General features: G+C 56.7%; 22 protein-coding genes, 1 other RNA gene and 1 riboswitch. Of the genes, 8 read left to right on the forward strand and 15 right to left on the reverse strand.

Translation table 11 applies throughout. From position 1 onward, the window contains the following. Nucleotides 1-17 precede the first annotated feature (17 nt). From G5367_RS06110 to smpB, 9 genes are all read right to left on the reverse strand, one after another. Nucleotides 18-326, reverse strand: a complete 309-nt coding sequence (locus tag G5367_RS06110; RefSeq protein ID WP_139388657.1) for a hypothetical protein — start codon at nt 324-326, stop codon at nt 18-20. Next, complete coding sequence (dndE, locus tag G5367_RS06115; RefSeq protein ID WP_139388656.1) at nt 323-670, reverse strand: DNA sulfur modification protein DndE; 348 nt, start codon at nt 668-670, stop codon at nt 323-325. The genes G5367_RS06110 and dndE overlap by 4 nt, the downstream gene beginning before the upstream one ends. Further along, nucleotides 670-2,688: a DNA sulfur modification protein DndD gene (gene dndD / locus G5367_RS06120; RefSeq protein WP_201989033.1), complete on the reverse strand. Its 2,019-nt coding sequence runs from the start codon at nt 2,686-2,688 to the stop codon at nt 670-672. Before dndD ends, dndE begins: the two co-directional genes overlap by 1 nt. Next, nucleotides 2,678-4,312: a DNA phosphorothioation system sulfurtransferase DndC gene (gene dndC / locus G5367_RS06125; RefSeq protein ID WP_201989043.1), complete on the reverse strand. Its 1,635-nt coding sequence runs from the start codon at nt 4,310-4,312 to the stop codon at nt 2,678-2,680. Before dndC ends, dndD begins: the two co-directional genes overlap by 11 nt. After that, nucleotides 4,309-5,394 carry a DNA sulfur modification protein DndB gene (dndB, locus tag G5367_RS06130; RefSeq protein WP_041209432.1) on the reverse strand — a complete coding sequence of 362 codons (1,086 nt, stop codon included), beginning with the start codon at nt 5,392-5,394 and terminating at the stop codon, nt 4,309-4,311. The genes dndC and dndB overlap by 4 nt, the downstream gene beginning before the upstream one ends. Nucleotides 5,395-5,528: 134 nt before the next feature. Continuing rightward, nucleotides 5,529-7,553: a DNA phosphorothioation-associated putative methyltransferase gene (locus tag G5367_RS06135; protein WP_421244111.1), complete on the reverse strand. Its 2,025-nt coding sequence runs from the start codon at nt 7,551-7,553 to the stop codon at nt 5,529-5,531. Next, nucleotides 7,553-8,092, reverse strand: coding sequence for a hypothetical protein (locus G5367_RS06140; RefSeq protein WP_421244110.1), 540 nt, complete (start codon nt 8,090-8,092; stop codon nt 7,553-7,555). Before G5367_RS06140 ends, G5367_RS06135 begins: the two co-directional genes overlap by 1 nt. Before the next feature lie 163 nt (nt 8,093-8,255). Beyond that, nucleotides 8,256-8,615, reverse strand: a transfer-messenger RNA (tmRNA) gene (gene ssrA / locus G5367_RS06145). A gap of 162 nt (nt 8,616-8,777) precedes the next feature. Beyond that, entirely contained in the window at nt 8,778-9,266 is a 489-nt protein-coding gene (smpB, locus tag G5367_RS06150; protein WP_005344095.1) for an SsrA-binding protein SmpB, read from the reverse strand. Between the two features lie 169 nt (nt 9,267-9,435). On the opposite strand from smpB, the gene G5367_RS06155 reads away from it, so the two are divergent. Next, complete coding sequence (locus G5367_RS06155) at nt 9,436-9,870, forward strand: SRPBCC family protein (RefSeq protein WP_005344096.1); 435 nt, start codon at nt 9,436-9,438, stop codon at nt 9,868-9,870. Then, nucleotides 9,863-10,225, forward strand: a complete 363-nt coding sequence (locus G5367_RS06160; protein WP_005344097.1) for an RnfH family protein — start codon at nt 9,863-9,865, stop codon at nt 10,223-10,225. Before G5367_RS06155 ends, G5367_RS06160 begins: the two co-directional genes overlap by 8 nt. 97 nt (nt 10,226-10,322) lie before the next feature. On the opposite strand, the gene G5367_RS06165 is transcribed toward G5367_RS06160, so the two are convergent. Together G5367_RS06165 and fadE are read right to left on the reverse strand one after the other, a co-directional pair. After that, nucleotides 10,323-11,597: an amidohydrolase gene (locus G5367_RS06165; RefSeq protein ID WP_421244109.1), complete on the reverse strand. Its 1,275-nt coding sequence runs from the start codon at nt 11,595-11,597 to the stop codon at nt 10,323-10,325. Between the two features lie 156 nt (nt 11,598-11,753). Next, a complete protein-coding gene (fadE, locus tag G5367_RS06170) occupies nt 11,754-14,210 on the reverse strand; it encodes an acyl-CoA dehydrogenase FadE (RefSeq protein WP_421244108.1) in 2,457 nt (818 codons plus the stop codon). Nucleotides 14,211-14,466: 256 nt separating this feature from the next. Here fadE and lpcA point away from each other — a divergent pair, with 256 nt between their 5' ends. The 3 genes from lpcA (at nt 14,467) to G5367_RS06185 (ending at nt 16,640) form a co-directional block, all read left to right on the forward strand. Further along, the gene (gene lpcA, locus G5367_RS06175; RefSeq protein ID WP_005334485.1) at nt 14,467-15,045 is read left to right on the forward strand and encodes a D-sedoheptulose 7-phosphate isomerase; all 579 of its coding nucleotides are present in this window, start codon (nt 14,467-14,469) and stop codon (nt 15,043-15,045) included. A gap of 158 nt (nt 15,046-15,203) precedes the next feature. Then, entirely contained in the window at nt 15,204-16,013 is an 810-nt protein-coding gene (locus G5367_RS06180; RefSeq protein ID WP_201995912.1) for a class II glutamine amidotransferase, read from the forward strand. Nucleotides 16,014-16,304: 291 nt separating this feature from the next. Then, on the forward strand, nt 16,305-16,640 hold the full coding sequence (locus G5367_RS06185; protein ID WP_337072673.1) for an Hpt domain-containing protein: 336 nt from the start codon (nt 16,305-16,307) through the stop codon (nt 16,638-16,640). Nucleotides 16,641-16,679: 39 nt separating this feature from the next. On the opposite strand, the gene G5367_RS06190 is transcribed toward G5367_RS06185, so the two are convergent. Then, nucleotides 16,680-17,594, reverse strand: coding sequence for a gluconeogenesis factor YvcK family protein (locus G5367_RS06190; protein WP_047438497.1), 915 nt, complete (start codon nt 17,592-17,594; stop codon nt 16,680-16,682). 113 nt (nt 17,595-17,707) lie between these two features. Here G5367_RS06190 and G5367_RS06195 point away from each other — a divergent pair, with 113 nt between their 5' ends. Both G5367_RS06195 and G5367_RS06200 read left to right on the forward strand, forming a co-directional pair. Continuing rightward, nucleotides 17,708-18,892, forward strand: a complete 1,185-nt coding sequence (locus G5367_RS06195) for an FIST signal transduction protein (protein ID WP_421244107.1) — start codon at nt 17,708-17,710, stop codon at nt 18,890-18,892. A gap of 31 nt (nt 18,893-18,923) precedes the next feature. Then, nucleotides 18,924-21,020, forward strand: coding sequence for an ATP-binding protein (locus G5367_RS06200; RefSeq protein ID WP_421244106.1), 2,097 nt, complete (start codon nt 18,924-18,926; stop codon nt 21,018-21,020). 249 nt (nt 21,021-21,269) lie between these two features. On the opposite strand, the gene G5367_RS06205 is transcribed toward G5367_RS06200, so the two are convergent. The 3 genes from G5367_RS06205 to narQ all read right to left on the reverse strand — a co-directional run bounded on the left by G5367_RS06205 (nt 21,270) and on the right by narQ (nt 24,299). Then, complete coding sequence (locus G5367_RS06205; RefSeq protein WP_005334473.1) at nt 21,270-21,845, reverse strand: LON peptidase substrate-binding domain-containing protein; 576 nt, start codon at nt 21,843-21,845, stop codon at nt 21,270-21,272. Nucleotides 21,846-21,948: 103 nt separating this feature from the next. Further along, on the reverse strand, nt 21,949-22,587 hold the full coding sequence (narL, locus tag G5367_RS06210; RefSeq protein ID WP_005334471.1) for a two-component system response regulator NarL: 639 nt from the start codon (nt 22,585-22,587) through the stop codon (nt 21,949-21,951). Continuing rightward, nucleotides 22,587-24,299: a nitrate/nitrite two-component system sensor histidine kinase NarQ gene (gene narQ / locus G5367_RS06215; RefSeq protein ID WP_421244105.1), complete on the reverse strand. Its 1,713-nt coding sequence runs from the start codon at nt 24,297-24,299 to the stop codon at nt 22,587-22,589. The genes narL and narQ overlap by 1 nt, the downstream gene beginning before the upstream one ends. A gap of 78 nt (nt 24,300-24,377) precedes the next feature. Further along, nucleotides 24,378-24,518: riboswitch (molybdenum cofactor riboswitch) on the forward strand. On the opposite strand from narQ, the gene moaA reads away from it, so the two are divergent. Continuing rightward, complete coding sequence (gene moaA / locus G5367_RS06220) at nt 24,506-25,501, forward strand: GTP 3',8-cyclase MoaA (RefSeq protein WP_421244104.1); 996 nt, start codon at nt 24,506-24,508, stop codon at nt 25,499-25,501. Its footprint overlaps the riboswitch before it by 13 nt. Nucleotides 25,502-25,664 lie beyond the last annotated feature (163 nt).

The following is a 25,664-nucleotide window of genomic DNA, read 5'->3' on the forward strand; positions in this document are numbered from 1 at the left end:
ATAATCCCGCCATATTACTAGGCGGGATTATTTTTAAATTCTTTCCATATTGAAAATTGTAAATTTCTATCATCAATGGTAAGGCCATTATCCATTCTATTAAAGTATGAAATTCTTGATCTGACACCATCAGGTTCCCGGAAATTTTCGCCTCTCTCTGACTTCGGATAGATATCTAGGGCTTGGAGTAGTTGACTAAGTGCAACAACTTTGGGGTTGCTAGCACTAATCTTCTCCCCACAACGCTTAATATCCTGATAAACAATCAAGGCTAATCTGTATTCATCTTCCGTCCATGGAAGATTTTTACGTTTTTTTTCAGTCATATGGCTTTGGTAAAATCGCTTAGACTACGGTGATTACGTAGTGAAGCTATACCATCTTCCACATGAGCAGCCCAAGCTTTTATCCACTCTTTATGATCCAGGTCAGGATAAATCATCTGGAGGGTGAGCTCGGTCACAACCAGTGTTTCTCCCAGCCAGGTTATTTTGTCGAGGACTAGGCTGCCATCTAGTTTTTTATGATCAGGATGGTAGCGAAAATCAGTTTCCACTGAACGAAAAAAAGCCAGGCGAGCTGCCACATTGGGAGTGATCCCGGTATTGGCTTTTAATCGTTTAAGCTGCTCTTCCGTTTGGCGGGTGAGCTGCATGCGATTCGGGAGCATTAATAAACCTCCTTGGCTTGCACTTGGGCAGGACTCTCTTTCCAGAAGTAGCCCTTGGTCAGCTGTGATGACTTGGTCAGCGCATCAAAGCGGATCTGATAGGCATGAGAGATATCATCAGCCAGAGCACTGGCAAAATAGCGTTCATCCACTTCGGTATCAGTCGACAGTAATATCACCTGATGACTGGCATAGGGGAAGTAGTGATGAATCAGCTTGTCTCTATGATGTGAGTCAAGGCGCCCCAGCGGGGTATCAATAATGACCGGCAGTTGTCTACCAGATGTTTTAGCCAAGGCTTCCAGGATCGCGATGGCATAAATTTGCTTCTCACCGGCAGAGAGCGACTTTCTATTGATAGCAATCCCAGCTTCGTCTACCAGCTCCACATCAAAGGTGTGAGGATTGATCCTGGCCTTAATCTGCAGATCTTCTTTTCTAGCCAATTTTCGGTAGGCCACTTCAAAATTCTGCTCCAGCGTTTTAACCCGGGCCTGGGTCAATACATCGCTGTATTCATCCAGCAAACTGATGGTCTCATTGGCATATTGCACTGCACTCACAGCACCATATTGCTCTCTGGCTTTATCGTGCAATTTCTGGATCTGGCGGGCGCAATCCAGTTGACTCATTACCGCTTGCTTGGCTTGTTCCAGCAGAGCCTTGTATTTGTGGCGCTCTTCTTGCCGTTGATTGTCCATCTCTCGCAGGGTTTGGAAGATATCCATCAGCTGCTCATCATCCGGTGCTCGCTCAATATTGCTGGCGGCTTGTTCCAGTTGATGTTCAACCTTGGCCAATTTACGACGCTGTGCATCAAATTTGTTCCAAGCCCGTTGGCAATCCTCACTGATTGTCGCGATGACGATGTGAGTCTCGCGCTCCGAGATATCAAAGAGGACTTCACCTTGCGGCTTGTTGGCCATAAAGCTGTCAAGCTGCTCTTCGATCGCCTGGGTTGTGATGGCCAGCGTCTCTTTACCTTTAAAGCCGATATTGGCTTTAAGCTGTTCGAGAAAAATATGGAGCTCTTGGGAAAAGCTGCGAGCCCTTTTTATCTCTATTTCTTTGGCCAGCTGTTGCTGCAGTTTGGCCATGGTGTTGGGGGCCAGTGCAAAGGGGAGGGAGCCATCACATTCATGGCGCAGACTCTTTTCAAGCTGTTCTTTTTCTTTTACCAGTTCAGCAACTTTCTGCTGCTCCTGATTTTTTGTCCGCGCAAATGCACCACCTTGTGCTGCCAGCATGGCTTCATATTTCTGAATATCCTGGGTAATCAGGCCAATCCTTGCCATCACCAAGTCAGCTTCAAATCGATAATGCTCGGCCTGTTTGGCAAACTGCTTTTTATTCTGCTCCAGCTCGGCTAATTTGTGCTGTTGTTGGGTACCCAGCTCTTTGGCTCCTTGCTGCTTTAAATAGATGCCAAGGTCGGTGCGCAGTTTGGCGATCAGGTCAAGGCCCAGCAGGCGGCGTACCGCGGTCTGCAGAATCTTGCCCGATTCATCTTCTGCCAATGAGGCTATCTTCTCGCCATCAAAAAAGAAGAGATCAGCAATACCGTGCGGGATTAACTCATTGAGAAAACCCTGGCACTGCTCATAGTTAAGCTCGTCCAGCTCGACCCCGTTTTGCAGCAGTTTTAGCCTATCTTTTTTATTGCGATTCCAGCTGCGAATAACGGTAAATTCAGACTCAGTGCCCCCTTGGTTATAGGTAAACACGAGTTCAATCGAGGCATCTTTAGGTTGCTGAGAGACGCTGACGCCGTTATGGATCAGTGCAGTAAGTTGGTCAATATAGTCCTGATTGTGGATGAGGTTATCAAAGGCCAGACGTCCATATAGTGCTAAACGGATGGCTGACAAAATCGACGTTTTGCCTGCGCCGTTGAGGCCACCAAACAGCACGATAGGCCTATCATGTCGCTCATATTCGCGTTTTTGTGGGGTCAGCTCTATTTCGTGGTGACCACGAAATACACGAAAGTTATGCAAGACCAACTTCTTAATGATCATTTTTTACTGCCTCACTAAACAGTGCTGCCATATCGTCGGCTTGTGCCAATTGCTTTTGCAATTCAGCAAGCGACTGTTCAATTTGTTCCACTTCTTCTTGATAGAGATCGCGCTCATTGCGCTTTTGTAATTGTGCCTGTTTCTGCTCTATGGCTTCGAGGCTGCCCCAATCCTGTTTCAGGATGGTTCCTATTTTGGCGAAGACGCCTTGGCGGCGGCTAAGCCCTTCAAGGGATATTTCGAGCTCTATCAGCTTCATCACCATCTCGGGCTCGACATCATAGCCCTGGCTTAGTTGCGCCAGCAGCTCAGCATCGCTGGCGTTAAAGCGTGACTGATCGTCGATTAGCCAGTCGAGGTCTTCGCCATACACTTCCCGATATATAGCTGGCAGTGAGTCATTCCAATCCGGTTCGTTAGGGTCAGTTAACCACTCTTGGCGAATCGCATGCAGCTCCGGCTTGGTGATCAGAGTAATGGTGTGGCCACGCAGGTTGAGGTCACGTTCCATCTCGAGCAGCTCTTTAAGCCACTCTTGGCGGTATTTCAGCCAATAAGGGCCGGGGACGTGCTTGCGTTCTGCGCTAAGCTCTTCACCCTCTTTGGCGTATTGGTAGCTCACCTTGCCGGTGCGGCGCTTGTAGTTACGGTAGGTATCTTTTTGCGCAGGGTCTGTCGTCAGAGCTAGCTGATTACGAAACTTGAGCAGGGGGAGCATCCAGTCTTCGCCGTTTTGGATCAGGCTCTCCATGGCTCGGTCTTTGGTGACCACGGTACAGGTCCAACACCCAAAGCGTGAATTACCACAAGAGGGGGTGCTGTCATCAATGACCAATGGACACTCACCCTGACCTGAGGAGTCCATATAAAGAGTCCAGAGCGGGCGGTTATTGCCGCCCCAGGGATTTTCCCACTCCTCCACATCATCTGGCGCGTATTTGAAGGCGCCGCGCAGCAGTTTCCAGACATCCTCAACATCCCAAGTGTCGATAGGGGTGTAGATGAAGGCATTAGCCAGCGTGGTATGGCGGGCAAGACGGGTTCCATCAATCTTGTGCTTGGCAATGACCTGGGCACGGGAAGCACTCTCGCTGCTGCGAGAGCCGAGCACAACGATCACCTCTTCAAACTGGCTGACCTTGTCTTTGATAAAGTCACTGACCGGGTTGATCTTCATTCGCTCGGTACACCAGCGAAAGCTGCGAGTCGGGGCAGGGTAGCCTTTGCCGAGCAGGTTTACCCAAAACGTCTCATGGGTTTTGGGTACGACAGGGTGAGAGGTAATGGGTAACGCATCGCGTTTGGCGCCCTTTTCGATTTGATCCATGGTCCGAATGATCAAATCGACGACAACAGGGGTCTCGACCAGGGTGTCTGATGACACGACAAAGACATCTTTGTGGCGCATTTCGGGCGGTAACCCCAGCAGTGCCAGATAGACCAGCGTCAGCACAGCAGAAGAGTCTTTACCTCCGCTATAACCAATGACCCAGGGTCGTTTGTCAGCGCAGTAGATACGTTGTACTTCAGCTACATACTCGGCCAGTGGGCGGCCGGCAAAGGGCTCGGTATTGATGAAATCTTCGTAATCGGCCAGATCATGGGCCTGAATCAAGGGGTTCATTGAGAGACAACCTGAGCTTCAAGTACCTTCTCCTCGGGGGTGAGGGGAAGGTTGAGTGATGTTTTAAGGGCGTTACAGGTAAGCTGGAGCGCTGTGGTGGATTTGCTTAGCTTGCCATGTGACATGGTTCTGCGAATCCATTCCGGGTTGGTTTTGCGCCAATCAATGGTCTTGAGCTTACCAAGGTCTGCTTGCCAGGTATCAGGATGCTCGCTTATCAAAAAGCGGCCGAGCATACCGAGAGCTTGCAGGCCGACGCCGTGAGCATGTACATACTCCTGCCGGAGTTGGGCTGGCGATACTTCTTTGCGACTGGCCATCTGCCAATCCGGCATCTGGTCGTAGACCGCTTTCCAATAGAGAGCCGCCAGCTTGGCCTCTTCATCTGTGCAGCCCTCTTTAGGTCCCTTGCCCAGTAGGGCTCGGGTTGCCTGCTTGATGCTACTTAAGGTGAAGAGCTTGCTGGAGAGCTGGGAGATGCTCGACTTTTCCATCTCAGTAAGCCCGACGAAGGGCTCCATGCTGGTAGCTAGATGGCGAGCAAGCTCAGAGCCTTGATCTCTATGGTCATAGAGCGTTGACAGTGACGGACTGGGTTTGACCGCGTACTTGTTGAGATCAGCAAACATTTGCTGGCTTCGGGTTAACCCTTCGTCGACAAAGAACAAGACAGGGATGTTGTCCTGACCCAGTTCGGGGCGCTCTACCAACGCCTCTTCGATAGCTTTGCGGCGGTGCTGACCATCGTTGATCAGGATCTGTGCATCCATGGGCACCCGTAAAGTGCCCAGATTGTTGGAGCCGGGGTGCTCAGCAAACTCGACGTCAACAGCTATTGACGCAGTTAAGGCAGAGAAGACGTAATCCTTGGGATTCTCCAAGAGGTATCGCACCATTTCCGGGATCCGGGATTTGTTCAATGTGCGTTGCGCCCGCAATTCAGGGGGGACTTCGCTCTCATCGAAGTTGAAAATTTTGGGGATGATGCGCATCGGGCAGGTCGCGATATAGAAGGGGCGACCGGCTTGTATCCCACGCACTGCGGGGAATGAGTAGCAGTAGTCAGCGTCGAAGTGGTTCATGATGATGCTCCTGGCTAGTCCTGTTTTAAGTCTAGGGTTACGTCAAAATTAACGTAATCACATATTTTCATAAGACTATTGATTGGGTTTTAGCGAGGAATAAGTGGTTTTTACGTTATTTTGGGGCGCTAATTTTACTCTTTTACGCTACAAATACGAAAGCCTGAAATTCGCCTTTTTTGCTCTTTGAGAGCTGATTCATATTGTTGGCGACTCAAGTGATGCTCTGTTTCCAGGTCCATCCCAAGCAGTTTGCTCAATCTTTGCTCCAGCGCTCGTTGTGCCTTGAAGCTCGGATCATCCGGTGTCATCAGATAGCTTTTGTTGAGTAGTGGTGGCCGGGTCTGCTCATTGATGTAGTCAAAGAAGTCGACCTCCTGCTCGGCCATCTTGATCTTGACCCGCTCCACCAGATGGGGGATGGGCTTGCTGAAGTCGTCATACCCCATCAGGCTCACCTTGCCGGAGCGGATGTGCAGCTTGATCACGTCGATATCGGTCAAGTCACCATAGAGCTGGCAAGCCGCTCCTAGGTAGACACGCAGCAGCGGCGGTAATTGTGCAATAAAGCATTTGTGCAGCAGCAGTGAATGGTTGGGATAGAGTAGGCTGTTGGGTAGCTGTTGATGGGCCAGCTCGCAGGCCTGGTTGATAAGGGCGATATCCGCAATCTGGTAGAGCAGTGCTTTGGCTGTCTGTTGTGCCTGCGGGTTGCCACCGAAAAAGGCTTTGATATCCCGCTGCAGCTCGCTGGGGTATTGGGTATAGGCTTGGCGTTTGCCAAACAGGTTGAGCGCCAGGTAGACCTGCAAATCTTGCTGCCGCTCCAGCTCGGCCTGCTTTAACTGGGCAAGGTCAAAATGCTGGCCAAGCAGGGTCATGGCTTTGCGATGACTGCCAGCGATCTCTCTTAGCTCGTCGCTTTGTTCAAATTCGTCATTGGCCGGGATTCGGCCAAGGGTCAGCGCCCGCTGCCAGAAGGCTTCAAACAGCGGTTGATGGCGAGCGATCAGCAGTGCTGCAGTAGCCTGATGGTTGGGGGTGGGCGAGGTCAGCTGCTGCCAGCTGTGGCTTCGGCGTTGGCGCTGCGCCAAAAAGCGCTGCTCTTCGAGCTTGTCTTTGAACACATAGAAGATGCCTGGCCCCACGGCGATGGCATTTTCATCCAGTGTTTTGTCTATGTAGTGCTTGAGCTCGCTTTGGTTGTAGTAGCGCTGAAAGGTGTTGCGCGAGGTGATAACGCCATCTTTATAAGGGGTGAACTGGGCAATAAAGCTGTCGTTGGCCAGCATGGCCGAGACGACCAGCAGGGTTTGGGTCAGCTCCCAGGCGCCGAGCAGTGCCTCCATTCGCTCATCTTGATCCTCAATCACGTTGATCACAAAACCGAGATTGACCAGATGGGAGACCACCTTCTCCCCATCCGGGCGAAAGTTCGGGTCCCAGCCCAGCGTGTCAATACCGTGTGCTTCCAGCTCCCGCAGGTCATCCCCCCGGCCGCAACCGTAATCAAACAGCGCATAGTCGCCGTTGAGATAACCATGGCGTGCCAGCATCTTCATGGGGGCTGAGAGTTCATGGCGAACCAACGCGGTTTTATGGCGATCAATTTGTGGGCCCCCCTCTTCGGGCGGCAGGGCGGAGGTGCGAAACAGGCGCCCATCAACCAGTTGGTATCCATGTCTTGCGATAAGCCGCTCCCACGATGCTTTGAAGCCAATCATGCGGGGATGATCGTAAAGCCCTGCCAACACCCCCTCTTCGGTGATCTGGCGACAGCTCTCTGCCTGTGGGTGATCGGGGGTCAGCATGCACTCTTTGCGATGCAGAATGGGCGGATTGTCCAGGCTGTCGTAGCGGGTAACGGTATGGCTTAGTTTGGCCAGATCAACGGTCACGCTCTGCTTGAGGCTGGGGTAGGCCTCTTCGAAGAAGGTGGGGTAGTTGAGCAGTGACAGCCGAAACTCCTGCTTTGCCAACTTGACCAGATCCCATTCACACTCCGGGAGTTTGAGCGCTTGTGCCACCGCACAGACAAAACGGTAGAGCTGTGGGCTGGTCGTGGCCAGGGTCTCTTTGTGCAGATAGACCGCGTCGGGCAGTACTTTTTTGTATGGCAGAGCAGCGACCAGTTGCGTGAAGCGCTCGGGGGTCAGCATCAGCACATTCCTTTGAGTTGGGTGAGTGTCAGCCGCTTGGGCATTCGTCTTCCATGGTGAGTGGTGAGTTCGACCAAGACGCGGTTTTGTTCGGGCCCATAGCTGATATGCAGTGGCCGGTCTGGGCCATAGAGATAGAGACGATCAAACGGGGTGTGCTGCGCCAACCAAAGGGCTACCTGATAGCTGTTCTTCCCTGGGTATATCAGATCAACCGCGGCCCCTTGCCGAGGACAGACAACTCTTCCTCGCTGATTGAGTTCACAGGCCGCATGTTGATCCAGTGTGGGGGCTATACCGGGGGAGGCGTTGGAAAGAATAGCTTTGCGCAGTGTTACCCCACAAAACCCATAGGTCAGCAATGGGTGACCAAATGTTTCTACTAGCGGATCGAGAATATGCGTTGCCAGTTCACGGTAGGCCAGCCAGCTCTCGGTTTGTTCAGGCAAGTTTGGGCATTGGATGCGTTGCCAAGTTTCACCACAGTGAAACAGCATCTCGAAGGTGAAATGTTGGCTGCAGGCATCCTCTAAGCGCATGACGAATCCTTATGAACCAGTGCGTTATATTACTGGTTTTGCCTCCACAGTAGAGCCGTCAATCCGTGAGAGTGATCGCGAAAAGCCAACAGGTTGGATCTTTGTGAACCAGATGAACAAATAAAAAGGGCCACCTCTTGCGAGGTGGCCCTTTCCAAACGTTTGGTGGAGCTGGGGGGATTTGAACCCCCGTCCAAAATTACTACATCCTTGGCACTACATGCTTAGTCACTCTTTACATTCGCCAACCCGCTGCGGAGAGACACGCCACGAATTGACTAGCTCGATTGGTTTTAATGCTTCCGCCCCGAGCAGGACTTCCACACGATCCTGTGAAGGATGACCTTCCGATTCCCTAGGACACAGGCAAGCTAGGGTAGAAGGGCTCAGCGCAGGTTATTAAGCTGCGAGTGCGTAGTTTTCGTCGTTTGCGACTATTTTTTTGCGGTTTATTAACGAGGCCTACCGCACCTCGGCATGCACCTTGGGTTTCGTGAATCTTGTCGAATCCAGAATCAGCCCCAAGTTGTTAAGAGCGATTGTACGCAAAAATGCTGGTATGGCAAGGCGTTGATGGCTATTCCCGCCAGCTGGTCGTCTGTTTGCCGATTTATTGTGCGCAGTGGCCGGGGGAGGGGAACCGGAAGTGAGGTGTCCGGACGGGAATCGTCCGGACATCAGAGGGTTAGCCGCGGTACTTGTTCTTCATGATGCGGGCTTTTTCCCGATCCCACTCGCGGGCCTTGGTATCTTCGCGCTTGTCGTGCTCTTTCTTGCCCTTCACCAGACCGATCTCGACCTTGACCCAGCACTGTTTCCAGTAGAGGGCGAGGGGGACGACGGTATAGCCCTGACGGGCAATCAGGCTTTCGAGTTTGTCGAGTTCACGACGGCTCAGCAGCAGTTTGCGGGTACGGGTCGGGTCACACACCACATGGCTGGAGGCCGCTTGCAGTGGCAGGAAGCTGGAGCCGAACAGGTAGGCTTCGCCATCGCGGAAGATGACATAGGCTTCGCTGATGTTGGCCTTGCCCGCCCGCAGGGATTTGACTTCCCACCCTTGCAGGGACAGACCCGCTTCGATCTTCTCTTCGATGAAGTATTCGTGGCGCGCGGTTCTGTTGAGTGCAATGGTGCTGGACCCGGCTTTGTTTTTACTGTTTTTTTTGCTCATGACGGGCGATTTCCGGCAATGACTAGGAGGCTCGTATTATACGTAGGCGGGGGCGGCTGTAAAACGCACGACGGGTCAAGTGGCCGCTTTCTGAGCAGTTTGGCCGAGGTTTTACCTCCAAAAGCGCCAACATGGTGATAAAATCGCGGCGATTGGATGAGGAAAAGCCATGCCCCGTATTACTCGCAGTGCCCTGGTAATGTTCAGTGCCGAACAGATGTTCAAGTTGGTCAACGATGTGAATGCCTATCCGCAGTTTTTGCCCGGCTGTGTCGGCAGCCGCGTGCATGAGGCAGGTGACGATTACATGATGGCGTCGGTCGATGTGGCCAAGGCGGGCATCGCCAAAACCTTTACTACCCGCAACCAGCTGGATGTAAACCGCCAGATCAGGATGGAGCTGGTGGACGGCCCCTTCAGCAAGCTGGCAGGCTGGTGGACCTTTACTCCCCTCGACGTGGATGCCTGCAAGGTGGAGTTTGACCTCGATTTCGAATTTACCTCCAAGCTCATCGAAGTGGCCTTTGGCCAGGTGTTCCGCGATCTGGTGAGCTCCATGGTCTCCGCCTTCTCCAACCGGGCCAAGGTGGTGTACGGTGCCTGATCAGCTCAATATCGAAGTGGTCTATGCTCTGCCGCAGCGCCAGACGGTGATTGCGCTGCGGGTTTCTCCCGAGACCTGCGTACAGGCTGCCATCGAGCAGTCCGGCATCGTGCAAAAACACCCCGAGATCGACTTGTCGGTCAACAAGTTCGGCATCTATAGCCGTCCGGTAAAAGGGAGCGATCTGCTGCAGGATGGCGATCGCATCGAGATCTATCGTCCGCTCATCGCCGATCCGCGCGAGATGCGCAAAAAGCGCGCCGAGAAGGCCAAGGAGGAGGGGCGTGCCGATGCTGTGACCGGCGGTCGTCCCAATACCAACCGCAAGCGCGGTGATGGCCAACCGGCTGAGTGACATTGCGCCGCGGCAAGCGGTTAGCAAATAAAAAGGCGCTGATAGGCGCCTTTTTTGATCCTGTTTGCTCAGGTTTCCGAGCTGATAGCCACCGGGTTTATCCCTTGATATGAGCGGAATTCCCCAGTCTGGCGTGGGCCCACGCCGCCAGCAGATCAACCCCGCTCTGCATCACCCGCTCGTCGAAATCGAAGGCGTTGTGGTGGTGCGGCGCTGCCAGATCGGCGCCAAGGATCAGGTAAGCCGCTTCGCCACCCTGCTTTTGCACCCGCTCCATCAGAAAACCGGCATCTTCGCTGGCGCCAAAGCGGCGAGTCTGGATGGTGGCGAGCCCCTGCTTGCGAGCCAGCGCCGCCAGCTCGGCCTGTAGCGCCGGGCTGTTGTCGAGCGCGATGGCCTCACCCTGCTTGATGATGCGGTAGGTGACGCCGTGGGCAAGGGCAGTGCCTTCGACGATGCGTTGCACCTGGCTGAACATGTAGTCGTTGAGGGCGCTGTCGGCGCCGCGGGTTTCACCGTGCAGTTCGGCATGATCGGGGATGACGTTGCGCCCGCTGCCGGCGTGGAGCTGGCCGATGTTGATGCGGGTCATGCCGTCGCGGTGGCGCGGAATGCCGAGCATGGCGGTGGTAGCCATGCAAGCGGCAGCCAGCGCATTGCTGCCGGCATTGGGCTCGAGCCCGGCGTGGGCGGCGGTGCCCATGAAATGGACGTCGAACTTGGTTGAACAGAGGAACTCGGTGGGGTTGATCACCAGCTCGCCGCTGCCGGCGTGAATGCCGATATGGAGCGAGAGCAGGGCATCCACATCATCGAGGGCCCCGCCTGCGGCCAGCGCCTTGCCACCGCGGCACCCCTCTTCTGCGGGTTGGAAGAAGAGCTTGATGCGCCCGCACAGCTCCTTTTTCATCGCCATCAGGCGGCTGGCCAGCCCCAGGCCGATGGCAGTATGGCCATCGTGGGCGCAGGCGTGCATCCACCCCTTGTTGTGAGAAGCAAAGCCCTCCTGCTGCGGCAGGTGCTGCTCGGCGGCAGACTCCTCCACCTCGACTGCGTCGATATCGAAGCGAAAGGCCAGAGTCGGGCCGGGGCGGCCGGTATCCAGTTCTCCCATCAGCCCGGTCACGTCGCCAATGCGCTCCAGCCAGTCGGGATGGGCTCCCTGACGGCGGGCGCGGGCTTTCTCGGCGGCCACATCGACATCGCGCCCCATCATCAGATTGCTGGCCAGCAGCTTGTCGCCAAGCACGATGTGATAGCCAAGTTCATTCAGATGGTGGGCAATCAGGCTGGTGGTACGAAACTCTTTCCAGGCCGCTTCCGGCAGGCGGTGCAGGTCACGGCGCCACTGGATCAGGTGCTCAAGGGTCATCCTGGCTTCCTTTGTGATTCGGTTTGCCGGCTATTGTGCACTGTTTTGCGGGCGAGGACACGGGGAAGGGCGCTGGTCGGGGGAGCTGGCCAAGCTGTTGCAGCCATGAAATAAAAAACGCCTCCACAAGAGAGGCGTTGTCAGAATGCCTTGATATCAGGCGGCGCGATGGTAAGCCGAGGCTTCAAACAGCTTCTTGTTGGCCACCAGCTCGATGGGGTCAAAGTCATCGACGTTGATGGTGCGCAGGCGACTCACTTCGGCGCGGCGCAGCAGCTCCGCTTCGCTCTGGCTCAGCACGCCAGCCGCGAGGCCGATGTCGGCCACCTTGTCCAGTGCCAGGAAGGGGCGCTTGACGCCGTCAGCCTTGCACACCTTGTCAAACAGCGGTTCGGCGGCCAGCACGTCCTCGAGCGCCTGCTCTAGTAGACCGAAGGGGTTACCCTCTTCGCGGGTCAGGTACTGGCCCTTGGCCAGGCGGCTGCGGGTCTCGCTCGGGGTTTGCAGCAGGCGGGCAACCTGGTTGTCCAGTTTGTCGCTCGGACGCTTCATGTCGCGACCCAGCGGCAGCACCACGGCGCGCAGGGCAAGGCCAATCCAGCGGTTCGGGAAGTTACGCAGCAGCTCGTCGATCGCCTCTTGGGCCTTGAACAGGGCATCTTGCAGTGCCCAGTGCAGCAGCGGCAGGTCGGCCTGCTGGCGTCCCTCATCCTGATAGCGCTTGAGGGCGCTGGAGGCCAGATAGAGCTGGCTCAGCACGTCGCCAAGGCGGGCGGAGACCCGCTCCTTGCGCTTGAGCTCGCCACCCAGGGTGCCCATCGCCATGTCTGACAGGAACGCCAGGTTGGCCGAAAGGCGGGAGAGCTGCTGGTAGTAGCCCTTGGTCTGATCCTTGTACGGTGAAGCGGCAAAGCGTGCGCCGGTGATACCGAGCCAGAAGCTGCGCACCAGGTTGCTGATGGCAAAGCCGACGTGGCTGAATACTGCCTTGTCGAAATCTTTCAGCGCCTGCTCTTTATCCGGGTGGCTGGCAGCCAGCATCTCCGGCAGTACATACGGGTGGCAGCGGATAGCGCCCTGACCATAGATGATCATGCTGCGTGTCAGGATGTTGGCCCCTTCTACCGTAACGGCGATGGGCGCACCCTGATAGCCACGGGCCAGATAGTTGTTGGGGCCCATGCAGATGGCTTTGCCGCCGTGGATGTCCATGGCATCGATGATGCACTTCTGGGCACGGTCGGTGAGGTGGTATTTGACGATGGCGGAGACGACCGAGGGCTTCTCGCCAAGGTCGATGCCGGTCACGGTCAGGTTGGCTGCGGCGCCCATGATGTAGGCGTTGCCACCGATGCGGGCCAGCGGCTCTTCAATCCCTTCCATCTTGCCGATGGGCAGCTTGAACTGGCGACGGATGCGGCTGTAGGCGCCGCTTGCCAGGGCCAGCATCTTGACGCCACCTGTGCTGTTGGAGGGCAATGTGATACCGCGGCCAACCGACAGACACTCGACCAGCATGCGCCAGCCCTGACCAGCCATGGCCGGGCCACCGATGATGAAATCGAGCGGGACGAACACATCCTTGCCCTGGGTCGGGCCGTTCTGGAACGGCACGTTGAGCGGGAAGTGGCGACGGCCGATGCCGACCCCCTTGATGTGAGTGGGAATGAGGGCGCAGGTGATGCCAAGCTCTTCCTCATCCCCCAACAGGTGTTCCGGATCACGCAGTTTGAAGGCGAGACCCAAGACGGTGGCGATAGGGGCGAGCGTGATGTAGCGCTTGTTCCAGGTGAGGCGCATACCGAGCACCTCTTTTCCTTCCCACTCACCCTTGCAGACGATACCGAAGTCGGGGATGGAGCCAGCGTCAGAGCCCGCTTCCGGGCTGGTCAGGGCGAAGCAGGGGATCTCTTTACCTACCGCCAGGCGGGGCAGGTAGTAATCTTTCTGCTCGTCGGTGCCATAGTGCTGCAGCAGTTCGCCCGGGCCCAGCGAGTTGGGCACGCCGACGGTGGAGGCGAGCACGGCGCTGGCTCCGCACAGTTTTTGCAGGACGCAGGACTGGGCGTAGGCCGAGAACTCCAGACCGCCATATTTCTTCTTGATGATCATGGCGAAGAACTTGTTGTCCTTCAGGTATTGCCACACCTCGGGGGAGAGATCCGCGCGCTCGTGGGTCACTTCCCAGTCGCTCACCATGCGGCACACTTCCTCGACCGGACCATCCATAAAGGCCTGTTCTTCGGCAGATAGGGTGCTGACCGGAATGGCGTGCAGTTTTTTCCAGTCCGGGTTGCCCGCGAACAGATCGGCTTCCCACCAGGTTGTGCCCGCTTCGATCGCTTCTTTCTCGGTGCGGGACATCTCCGGCATGATCGATTTGTAGATCTTGAACAGCGGCTTGGTTATTTGATTGCGGCGAAATTCCACCAGATTGAGCGGGATGGCGATCACCGCGAACAGCGCCCATACCAGCAAGGGCACATGACCATAGATGGCGCCAAGCGCCAGGGCGGCGCCGGTGACCAGGGTGGAGATGAACAGGGATGCCCGGCGATAGGCCAGGGCTCCGATAACCAGGATCACCCCGAGCAGAGTGAGGGTCGTCGTCATTGCTTGCTCCTTGCGTGTATAAATGTGCCAACTTGGTGTAACTCATCCAGAGGTCTGACCTGTTGGATATGGCCCCTGTTGTAATTCATACGCACAAAGTTATCAAGCTGTTTACATCTTCATTACCTTCTCTCTGTGATCCCCATAACGCTCACGCGCCGCCAGCGCTGTGGCTCGCAGGGGGGCGACTGTGCGATTCGCTTGTGCGAGAATAGCTGCGATCTACACGCACACTAAAAACAGTGGAAGAGACATCATGTACCAAGAATTGATCCGCAATGAACTGACCGAAGCTGCCAGCGTGCTGCAGGCCTTCCTGGCTGATGAGCAGAACCTGAAAAACATCGAAGCGGCCGCCAAACTGCTGGCTGACTCTTTCAAGGAAGAGGGCAAGGTGCTCTCTTGTGGCAACGGTGGTTCCCACTGTGACGCCATGCACTTTGCCGAAGAGCTGACCGGTCGCTATCGCGAGAACCGCCCGGGTTACGCCGGTATCGCCATCTCCGATCCGAGCCACCTCTCCTGCGTCTCCAACGACTTTGGCTATGACTATGTCTTCTCCCGTTACGTAGAAGCGGTCGGCCGCCGTGGCGACGTGCTGCTTGGTATCTCCACCAGCGGCAACTCCGGCAATATCCTGAAAGCCATCGAGGCTGCCCGCGCCAAAGGGATGAAAGTGATCGCCCTGACCGGCAAGGATGGCGGCAAGATGGCAGGCCTGGCGGATGTCGAGATCCGGGTTCCGCACTTTGGCTATGCCGACCGTATTCAGGAAGTGCACATCAAGGTGATCCACATCCTGATCCAGCTGGTCGAAAAAGAGATGGCCAAGTAATCAGGCCACGCTACCGGACAAGGGCATCACAGGTTAATGGTTTGTCATCGACCGGTTGCTGCCACAGGGGAAGGAATTGCGCTTTCCCCTGCTGTCTGTCGAACCAGTGTGCTGGTCGAACATGACACAAGCCAAATCATGAAAGGAGTCTGCCGGATATGTGCGAACTGCTCGGCATGAGTGCCAATGTGCCGACCGATATCTGCTTCAGCTTTACTGGGTTGATGCTGCGCGGCGGCAAGACAGGGCCCCACAAGGATGGCTGGGGGATCACCTTCTACGAGGGGAAGGGCTTTCGCACCTTCAAGGATCCCGAGCCCAGTGCCCAATCTCCCATCGCCAGACTGGTACAGGCGTTGCCCATCAAGAGCTGCGCCGTGGTCAGCCACATTCGGCAGGCCAACCGTGGCTGCGTGTCGCTGGAAAATACCCACCCCTTTACCCGTGAGCTGTGGGGCCGTTACTGGACCTTCGCTCACAACGGTCAGCTGACCGGTTACAAGAAGCTGCCAACCGGTCGCCACCGTCCGGTAGGGGATACCGACAGCGAGCACGCCTTCTGCTGGCTGCTCGACCGGCTGGAGCAAAAATATCCCAAGCGTCCGGCCAACTTTCCCGCCATGTTTCGCTATCTCGCCACTTTGTGTGACGAGCTCAGAGCGTTCGGGGTATTCAACATGCTGCTCTCGGACGGGGAGTATGTGATGAGCTACTGCACCAACAACCTGCATTGGCTGACCCGTTGTGCGCCATTTGGCGAGGCGAGCCTGCTGGATGAGGAGGTGGTGATCGACTTTCAAAGCGAGACCACCCCCAACGATGTGGTGACCCTGATCACCACCCGTCCGCTGACCGGCAATGAGAATTGGGTCAAAATGGCGCCCGGCGAATTCAATCTGTTTCGCATGGGGGAGCGGGTGGCGACCAATCGGGTTGCGCTTGAGCAAGATAAAAAAATACCAGGGTAGATACCTACCCTGGTTCTTCGCAGCAGCCATAAAAGGCAAAAGGGATGAGAGGTGTTGCTGAGCATCATCACTCTGACGGCATTGAGTGTTGATCAATTGTTAATTTGTGGCAATCAAGTTGTTGTCTTGACGGGCGTTTTAGCATCGCTATTTCGATACTGATCACGTTTTTTGCCATTTTATTCCCTGAGCCATCCAATCGGGTGCTTCATCACAGCCTGGTCGTGCGCCACGACATCGAAAACTATCTATAGTATGGTCTGTTTGAATACCGTTCAGGAGGAGCCTCGCATGGAGTGGGTGGATCGCAAGGTGTTGCAGCAGCTGGCAGAGGATATCGGTCCGGATATGCTGCCCGTGGTCATCGCAGTCTTTATTGAAGAGGTGGGCGAGCAGCTGAGTCAGCTCAGGCCCCTCTATGAGCAGGGGGAGTGGGAGGCGCTGGCTCGGGTGGCGCACAGCATGAAATCATCCTGTGGCAGCTACGGCGCCATGCCGAGCTATCAGCAGGTGATGGCACTTGAGATGGCCAGCAAGCAGGCGGATGTGGCCGAGGCAGAGCGCCAGTTGCAAATGCTTGAGGCCTCCTTGCCTCAGGTGCTCGCGTTTCTTGCCGATTATCAGTAACGGCACCATGCAGGGATGCCGGGGCGCCGTGACCGTTGCCTAACGCTGGTTGAGCAGTTGCTGGATGATCCGGTCCAGCGCCAGTTTCAGCTTCAACCGATCGTGCCGATGGGGCAGCTCAAGCTCGCCCAGCTCGGCTTCGATCACTCGCCCTTGCCAGTCCCCCGCATCACCTGCGCCCTGTGGGGCCAGGATGGCATCCAGCCGACCCTGGCCGACCCGGGATTCCAGCCAGCGACACTGACTCATCAGATCCAGCTGGCTGGCAGGGCCGTTTTCCGCCACCAGATTGCAAACGAAAACCAGCATGGCGCTGCTCTCGTTGATGGCCTGGGCGATCTCGGCCAGCAGCAGTGGCGGCATGATGGAGGTGAGAAAACTGCCCGGCCCAAGAATGATCATGTCCGCTTGCTGCAGTGCCAGCACCGCTTCGCGGGTCGCTTGCACCTCCGGCATCAGGCCGAGAGAGAGGGGCGGTGTTGCAAGTTGATCGATGGATACCTCTCCCAGGATCTGGGTGCCACACTCCATATGGGCGCAGAGATCGGTGGGAAATTCAGACATGGGTAGCAATTGTGACTCGATTTTGAGCATGTCACTGATCAGCTTGATAGCATCAAGAGGACGGACACAGAGATTATCGAGCGCCAGCAGCATCAGGTTGCCAAGGTTGTGGCCCGCCAGCTCGCCTTTGCCGGCGAAGCGGTACTCGAACAACAGGCTGCCGATGCTGGGATCGGTCACCAGCTGGTTCAGGCAGTTGCGCAGATCGCCCCAGGCGATGCACTCCTGACTCTTGCGCAGGCGTCCGGTCGAGCCACCATCATCTGTGGTGGCGACGATGCCGGTGAGCCGTTGACCGAGAAACGAGAGGGACGAAAGCACTCGCCCCATGCCGTGGCCACCACCGATGGCAACGACCCGATCGAAGTCATTGATGTTTTTTTGCCACATATGGGCGTCCTGTTATTGGTCTCAGTTGACCGCTATGTTAGCAAGCGAAGCGAGATAATTGTTTGATAAAGGTATGATTTTTGCTTGAGGCTGCCATTCGATAAAACAAGGAGATGGTGTTGAAATTTCTGACCGTTCACTCCCTCGCCCAGAATTCATCGCTGGCGGCCCAAGATATCTGCGCGCAGCTGCGCCACCATGCCGATCAGGCCCCCTCCCTGCTGTTACTCTATTTTACCCAAGCCCATGACGGGGCGATACTGCGCGAAGCGCTCAAATGCCAGTTCCCGACGACCCGTCTGTTGGGTTGCAGCTCTTGCGGTGGTGTCATGACCGAGATGGGACACCACGCCCGAGACGGATATGGGCTGGCGGTGGCGGCTCTGTATGACGAGAAAGGGGCCTTCGGGGTAGCCGGTGCCAGCGGTGACGGGGTGGATGTGCGGCAGTTGCTGCGCCGAGCCATGAGCGACTGTGGTCGGCCGGGCGAGCTGCCCCAGTTGATCCTGTTTCATGCCAGTCCCGGCAAGGAGGAGGGGCTGCTGGCCGGAATCGAGGCAGAACTCGGTGCCTCGGTGCCGGTGGTCGGTGGATCCGCGGCAGATAACAGTGTCAGCGGTGACTGGCAGCTCTGCTGGGATGAGGCGGTGGCTCAGGATGGCATCGGTCTGGCGGTGCTCTATCCCGATTGCCAGCTGGCTTTTCAGTTTCACTCCGGTTATGTGCCTGCCGAATTCAGCGGCGAGATCACAGCCTGCAATGGGCGGGAGGTACTCACCATCGATCACCAGCCTGCTGCCGAGGTCTATGCCCGCTGGTGCGGGCGCGAGCAGCCCTGGCCGGTGGGGGCTATTTTGCGCGAGACCACGCTCACCCCGCTGGCTCGTCAGGTGGGGGCGCTGGATGGCATTCCTTACTACAAACTCTCCCATCCCGAAGCGGTGACCGAACAGGGCGGGCTGCGGCTCTTTACCGATGTGGTGCAAGGGGAGCGTCTGCTGTTGATGTACAGCAGTCAGGAAGGGTTGTTGCAGCGCAGCCTCAATGCCATGCGCGTCGAGCCCGGGTATGGGGTCGATGTGGAATTGCAGCCTATCGGCGCGCTCATCATCTTTTGTGCTGGTTGCCGTTTGGCGCTAGGTGATATGTTGTGCCAATTTGCCGAGCAGAGCCAGGCTCGCCTCGGCAAGATCCCTTTTATTACCCCCTTTACCTTCGGCGAGCAGGGGCGGCTGCCCAATGGCGAGCTGGCCCACGGCAACTTGATGGTATCGAGCGTGATTTTCCTGACCCGTTGAGTCGGCAGAACATAACAGAGCAGGCAACAAGATGATTGGCAACAGTGAACTGGAAGCCCTCGGCGACAAATTGCAGACCACGCTGGTCGACCTTATGCGTTGCCGCGAGCGCGAGGCCAAGTATCGTCACGAGTCCCAGACCCTGCTGGGTGGGGTTGCCACCCTCGCCGATGCCAAGACGCTGGAGCAGGTGTTGGAGAGCCTTATCCAGGTGCTCAAACCCTTTATCGGCTTTGAGCACGCGGATGTGGTGGCCTGGGAAGGGGAGCTGGGAAGTACCCACCTCAGTACCGAACTGATGCGCGCTGCCCGCAGCTGGCACATGACCCCGGCCTTTGCCCGCGCCATCGCCGGTGAAACCCTGGTGATTTACGATCCCGCCCAGCTCCCTGAGCTGGCGCCGCTGGCGAGCGAGCCGGGCTGGGCCAGCGTGATGTTGACCGGGCTGCAGGCCCCCGGTTTTACCGCCACCCTCATCTGCCGACACGCTCGGGCGGGCACCTTCGATCTTACCAGCAAGGCCGCCATGGAGCGTTGCCGTCCGCTTATCGCCCAGGCGCTGGTCAACATCACTTATCGGGCCCGGTTGCAGGAGCAAGTCGCGGTAAAAACCGAGGCGCTGCAGGCCAGCGAACGCCGTTTTCGCAGCTTCGCCGCCATGGCCTCTGACTGGTTCTGGGAGACAGATGCCGAGCATCGCCTCAGTTATGCCTCAGAGCCGGGTTATCTGGATGAGATGACCCCGCAAGCGACCCGGCCGACCCTCTATGACTACGTCTGCAACAAGCAGAGCTGCGATGCCCAGAAATATCTGCAGCTTTTGGAGCTGCGCCAGCCGGTGCGAGGGGTGCGGATGCTGGTTGCGCTGCAACACGGCCCCTGCTGGATGGAAGTGAGCGCCGAGCCCTGTTTTGACCATGATGGCCTGTTTATCGGTTATCGCGGCACAGCCCGGGATATCAGCAACCAGATCCGTAGGGAAGAGGAGCTGGCGCGGGCGCGGGATGAGGCCGAAGCGGCCAACCGTGCCAAGTCCCAGTTTCTCGCCATGATGACCCACGAGATCCGCTCGCCCATGAATGCGGTGTTGGGGATGCTCGATCTGGTGCAGCATGCCGAGCTGGCGCCGGAGCAACAGAGCCTGCTGCGCCATGCCACCCACTCGGCCAGATTGCTGCAAACCATCATCGACGACGTGCTCGATTTTTCGAAAATCGAGTCGCAAACCCTGGTGTTTCACTGCGAGACCCTGCAACCCGTCCAGCTGTGCCAATCTCTGGTCGAGCCGCTGCAAGCTCGCGCGACCGCCAAGGGGATCGCGCTGGTTTATCGGGTCGATGAGTCGGTCCCCCGGGAGTTGCAGGGGGATCCGATGCGTCTGTCGCAGGTGATGGGCAATCTGCTGGACAACGCCCTCAAATTTACCGAACAGGGGCAGGTGACACTGCACCTGGGTTGGCAGGATGAGAGGCTGCTGATCTCGGTCTCCGACACCGGGATCGGGATCGCTGATGCGGATCAGGCGCTGCTGTTTGAACCCTTCTCCCAGGTCGACAACTCGGCCACCCGGCGTTTTTCTGGTACCGGCCTCGGTCTTGCCATCAGCAAGCGTCTGGTGACGCTTATGGGGGGAGAGATCCACCTGAAGAGCGAGCCGGGCAAGGGAAGCTGTTTTTGGTTCGAACTGCCCGGTATGGCGTTGCCTTGCCATAGCCAGCCGCAGCGGGAGGAGGGGGCTTCGGCACTGCTGCCACTGGATGTGCTGGTGGTGGAGGACAGCCCGGTGAACCAGCTGGTGGTGTCGCTGATGCTGCAAAAACTGGTGGGCAAGGTACGGCTGGCTGCCAATGGTCTGGAGGCGCTGGCGCAGGTGGATGAGCAGCTCCCGGATCTGATCCTGATGGATATGCGGATGCCCCTGATGGACGGACTGGAAGCCACCCGGCGCTTGCGTGAGTTGGGATGCACCATGCCTATCGTCGCCCTGACAGCCAATGCGATGGCGGAGGACAAGGCCTGCTGTCTGGCGCAGGGGATGGATGACTTTCTCGCCAAGCCTATCACCTTGTCACGGTTGAGAGAGTGTTTGCAGCGTCACTTTGGTCAGCGATTGCCGACGCGCGGATAAAAAAAATGGTCAACTTTGTGGGTTGACCAGTTCTTCAGCAAATACTGAAGAGAGCACGGGATAAATCGGGTTGTATCAATCTATATGAAAAATCTGTGCCAACTTTTTTAGGACTCTTTTGTGTTCAATTTTGGCCGTTTAGCGCAGCGGCTCTCTCTTGTTATGGCGTTTTGCGTTCCTACTCACTCGCAAAATGCGAATTTCAAATTTTCATTGTTGGAATAATTGCATTTTGCAACGCTGTTTTTGTCATTGTGAAATCAGGCGATGCAGGAATTTACGGGCCGCTTCGCTGTTTTGTTTGGCAATCAGCATCTGCTTTTCATAAATCGGCATCGGCAATATCTCGAGCCAGCGTTGGCAGAGCCAGGCGGCATCTTCAAAGCGCTTATCCGGATAGAGCTCATCAAGCTCCGGATACTGCTCGAACACTTCCCGCAGGCGATTGACCAGCAGCTTGTCGTTGAAATCTGAGTGGGTGCTCGGCCAGTTGGGCAGCATCTCCACCTTGGCCCGGCGCAGGCCCATCTCGTCTGTTTCCATCTCGTGGATGCAGAAGCGCTCCAGTCCCAGCACCGTCACCCCCAGCAGGCCATCATTGAGGGTGTAGAAGTCGGTCACCTTGACCCGGGTGCCCACCGGCAGAATGCGGCCGGATTGTCCCGAGGTGGTCGACTCTTCCATCACGATGCCAAAGCCCTGATCGTTGATGAATGACTCCTTGAGCATCTGCAGGTGGCGTGGCTCGAACAGACGCAGAGGAAGCTTGCCGCCCGGCAGTATGTGGGAAGGCAAGGGGAACAGTGCCAAAGGTTGTAGTTTCATGTTCCATCCTCCATTGAGTAGTTGCTGAATATGACAATGCAGCGACTGTGCCAGAGAATGAAAAAAGCCACCGGAGGGTGGCTTTTCGGGCGGTTGAGGGCGCTTAGTTGCGCTGCTCCAGATACATGACAGCCGCTTCCACGCGGCTTTGTGCCTCGAGTTTCTTCAGCAGGCTCTTCACGTGAACCTTGACCGTTCCCTCGGAGATATGGAGTACCGAGGCGACCTGTTTGTTGGAGAGGCCTTTTGCAATTTCGCGCAGGATTTGCATTTCGCGACGCGTTAAGCTTTCCAGCTTCTGCTGCAAGTGATCCAGCTCGTAGATGTTTTCGAGATAGGGGCGCAGCGGTTCGCTCAGGATCTGCTTGCCGGTCATCACGTCGGCCAGCTGTGCCAGCAGCAGATCAGGCTCGGTATCCTTGAGCAGGTAGCCGTCAGCACCTGCCTTGAGCAAAGCCACCACATCTTGACGGGCATCGGAGACGGTGAGGATCACCACCCGGGAGGTGATCTCTTCGGCCCGCAGCGCCTTGAGGGTATCGAGGCCGGAGAGCCCCTTCATATTGAGGTCGAGCAGGATCAGGTCCGGCTCGGACTCTTTGGCCAGCGCCACGGCATCTGTGCCGTTGGAGGCTTCACCGGTCACCTCCATGTTCTCTTCCAGAGCCAGCAACTGCACAATCCCTTTGCGCATGAGGGGATGGTCATCTACGACCAGAACTGTGTATTTCATCTCGTCCATCAGGCGTCTCTCGCTAGACTGGTGGGAAAGGTCAGATGCACGCAGGTGCCTTGTGGTTGCTGCTCGTTGATGGTCAGCAGACCGTGCAGTTTGCTGGCGCGCTCGTTCATGATGCTCAACCCGTAATGGTTGATCGCCGAGCTGGCGAGTCCGATCCCGACACCGTCATCTGAAATCTGAACCTCAATGTTACCACTGGCGAGGGTCTCACAGCTAACATCAATCACTTGCGCATTGGCATGTTTGATGGCATTGAGCACTGCCTCACGGATCAGCTGCAAAATGTGGATATGCTGGCCCGCCTCCAGGTCGTTGTCGGCCAGCCCGTAATGGAACCGGATTTCGGCCTGGGTCTGAGGTTGCAGTTGATCAAGCATGACGCGGATCGCTTCCCCCAGATTGGCATCGCCAATGGTGAGACGGAAGGTACCGAGCAGTTCGCGCAACTGGGTATAGGCATTGCTAAGCCCCTCGTCGATCTGCTGCATCGCCTCCTGCGCCTTGTCATGTTGCCCCTTGGCGTAAGAGCGCTTGAGCAGGGTGGACTGGATCTTGAGATAGGAGAGGGCCTGCGCCAGCGAGTCGTGCAGCTCGCGGGCGATCACCGCCCGCTCCTCCATCAGCAGCAGTCGCTGCTGCTGCAGCAGGGTCTGGTCTTTGTGCAGCACTTGAGCCAGCAGCATGGTGAAGTTTTTAATCAACCGCTCATCGATGGGGTGTTGGCTGATGATGTCGAGGCGACCAAACTCCTGCTCATCCATCTGCAGATAGAAGCTGGCGACCGCATCGAGATCGCCGGGCCAGCCGGTACGCCCCGAGATATAGACCGGCATGGCATTGTGCTCGAAGCGGGTCAGCCGGATATGGTCGATATGTTGGTGGGCGGCGGCGCGGTCCAGCAGTTTGATGAGGGTGCGGGTGCTGAGCGGGGCGGCGTGCAGCTTCTGGGCGGTCGAGTAGAGAAACGAGAGGGTGTCGTTGGCCTGTTGCAGCTTGGCGGTTTTCTCTTCCACCTTGTTTTCCAGCTCCCGATAGAGCTTACCCAGCTCGTCTGCCATGGTGACGAAGGCGCGCGAGAGCTCCCCCAGCTCGTTTTCGCCGTGGGCGGGCAGCTTAAGATCGAAATCCTGCCGCTGGATCTGGCGGGCACAGTAGACCAGCTGGTTGAGGGGGGCGACCACCTGCTGACGGGTGAAGCGCACCGTGAACCAGGCGATGGTGATGATGGCCAGCAGGCCGAGCCCCTCCGCAAGCGCCAGCATCCGCACCTTGAATTCCACGTGGTACTGCATCTGATTGACGAAATTGTCGATGGCCGCCACAAACTGCTCGGTGTTATCGGTGTACCGTCTGGGGGTGCGATCCTCGATGTGCTGGCGCATCACCTGCCACTGGCCGAGCACCTCGCCATAGGTGCGACGCAGGGAGGCAGGCGTGATCCAGCGTTGGGTCTCCTGTAGCTCCGCAGCATGAAGTGTCTCTTCAAACTGGCTCAGACGGCCCAGTACGCTGTCGCCCCGCTCGATTTCGTAGGCCATCCGGTAGGCCTGCATCCGCAGCGAACCGGAGAGGTTGATCGCCTTGGCATCGGGTACCGAGTAGAAGAGGGTGACCATGGCGACCAGCGCGATCAGGCTGGCCATGAAGAGGATCAACACCATGGCGCGGCCAATGGCACTGCTGACCGAATGGACCCTGAACCGTTTTCCCATACTGATGCGCACCTCTGAATAGTGATAAGGACCCCGCAAGATGCGTGGGAGTGTACTCCAACTTGTGTTAGCATCGAAAAACTAGATGAACTCCGAGCGGTTTTGCCTAAGTCCTAGCGATAGGGGGAAACCAGCCGTCAGCCGACGTTCGAGCTGTAAGGGTCAGGAAAGAAATGCCCTGGCCTCCCGTATTTGGAAAGGTGTTTATGTTGCCACTTGAAGATGGTTTTTCCCGTCGTTTTTACTATTTGCGTCTGTCAGTGACCGATGTGTGCAATTTCCGTTGCACCTATTGCCTGCCTGACGGCTATCGCCCCCCCGAAGGTCACAAAGCGGGGCGTCAACCCTTTCTCTCGATTGACGAGATCCGCCGTGTGGTCAGCGGTTTTGCCGCCATGGGCACCCGCAAGGTGCGCATCACGGGGGGCGAGCCCTCCCTGCGCCGCGATTTCACCGAGATCGTCAGGGTGATTGCCTCTACCCCGGGTATCGAGAAGGTCGCCATGACTACCAACGGCTATCGCCTCAAGGAGCGGGCCCAGGAGTGGTTTGATGCCGGACTCAACGCGCTGAATGTCAGTGTCGACAGTCTCGACCCGCGCCAGTTTCACCAGATCACCGGTGAGAACAAGCTGGCGGAGGTGATGGAGGGGATCGAAGCGGCACTGGCCGCCGGTTTCAAATCGGTGAAGATTAATGCGGTGCTGCTCAAGGGGCTCAACGACTACCAGCTTGATGCCTTTCTCGGCTGGATCAGGCACAAGCCCATCGAGTTGCGCTTTATCGAACTGATGCAGACCGGCGAGATGGATACCCTGTTTCGTGACCACCATGTCAGCGGCGAACAGATTAAACAGCGCTTGCTGGAGAGCGGCTGGGTGCAGCAGTTGCGGGGCACGGATGACGGTCCGGCGCAGGTATTCATGCATCCGGAATCGCAGGGTGGGGTGGGGCTTATCATGCCCTACAGCAAGGATTTCTGTGCCGGTTGCAACCGGCTGCGGGTCTCCTCGCTGGGGAAGCTGCATCTGTGCCTGTTTGGCGACAACGGCATCGACTTGCGGGATCTGCTCGATGCAGATGCACAATCCGATGAGCTGCAACAGCGCATTCGCGCGGCACTGGCGGGCAAGAGTGCCACCCATCGGCTTCATGAAGGCAATGCCGGCATCACTCCTCATCTCGCCTCGATCGGTGGATAAACGCAAAAAATCGCCAACGATTAAATAGCAATCCTCACATGGAGGTATTTTAACCGATACCTCCATTTTTATTGCGCTGCAAGGCTTTGATCTGGCGCAAGAATCCCCCCTGTTTATCTCCCTGGTGGTATATCCCTTACCTTGTCAGGGCCGCAATATACAC

It is taken from the genome of Aeromonas sp. 604282 (assembly GCF_049170575.1).
Taxonomy (GTDB): domain Bacteria; phylum Pseudomonadota; class Gammaproteobacteria; order Enterobacterales; family Aeromonadaceae; genus Aeromonas; species Aeromonas veronii_A.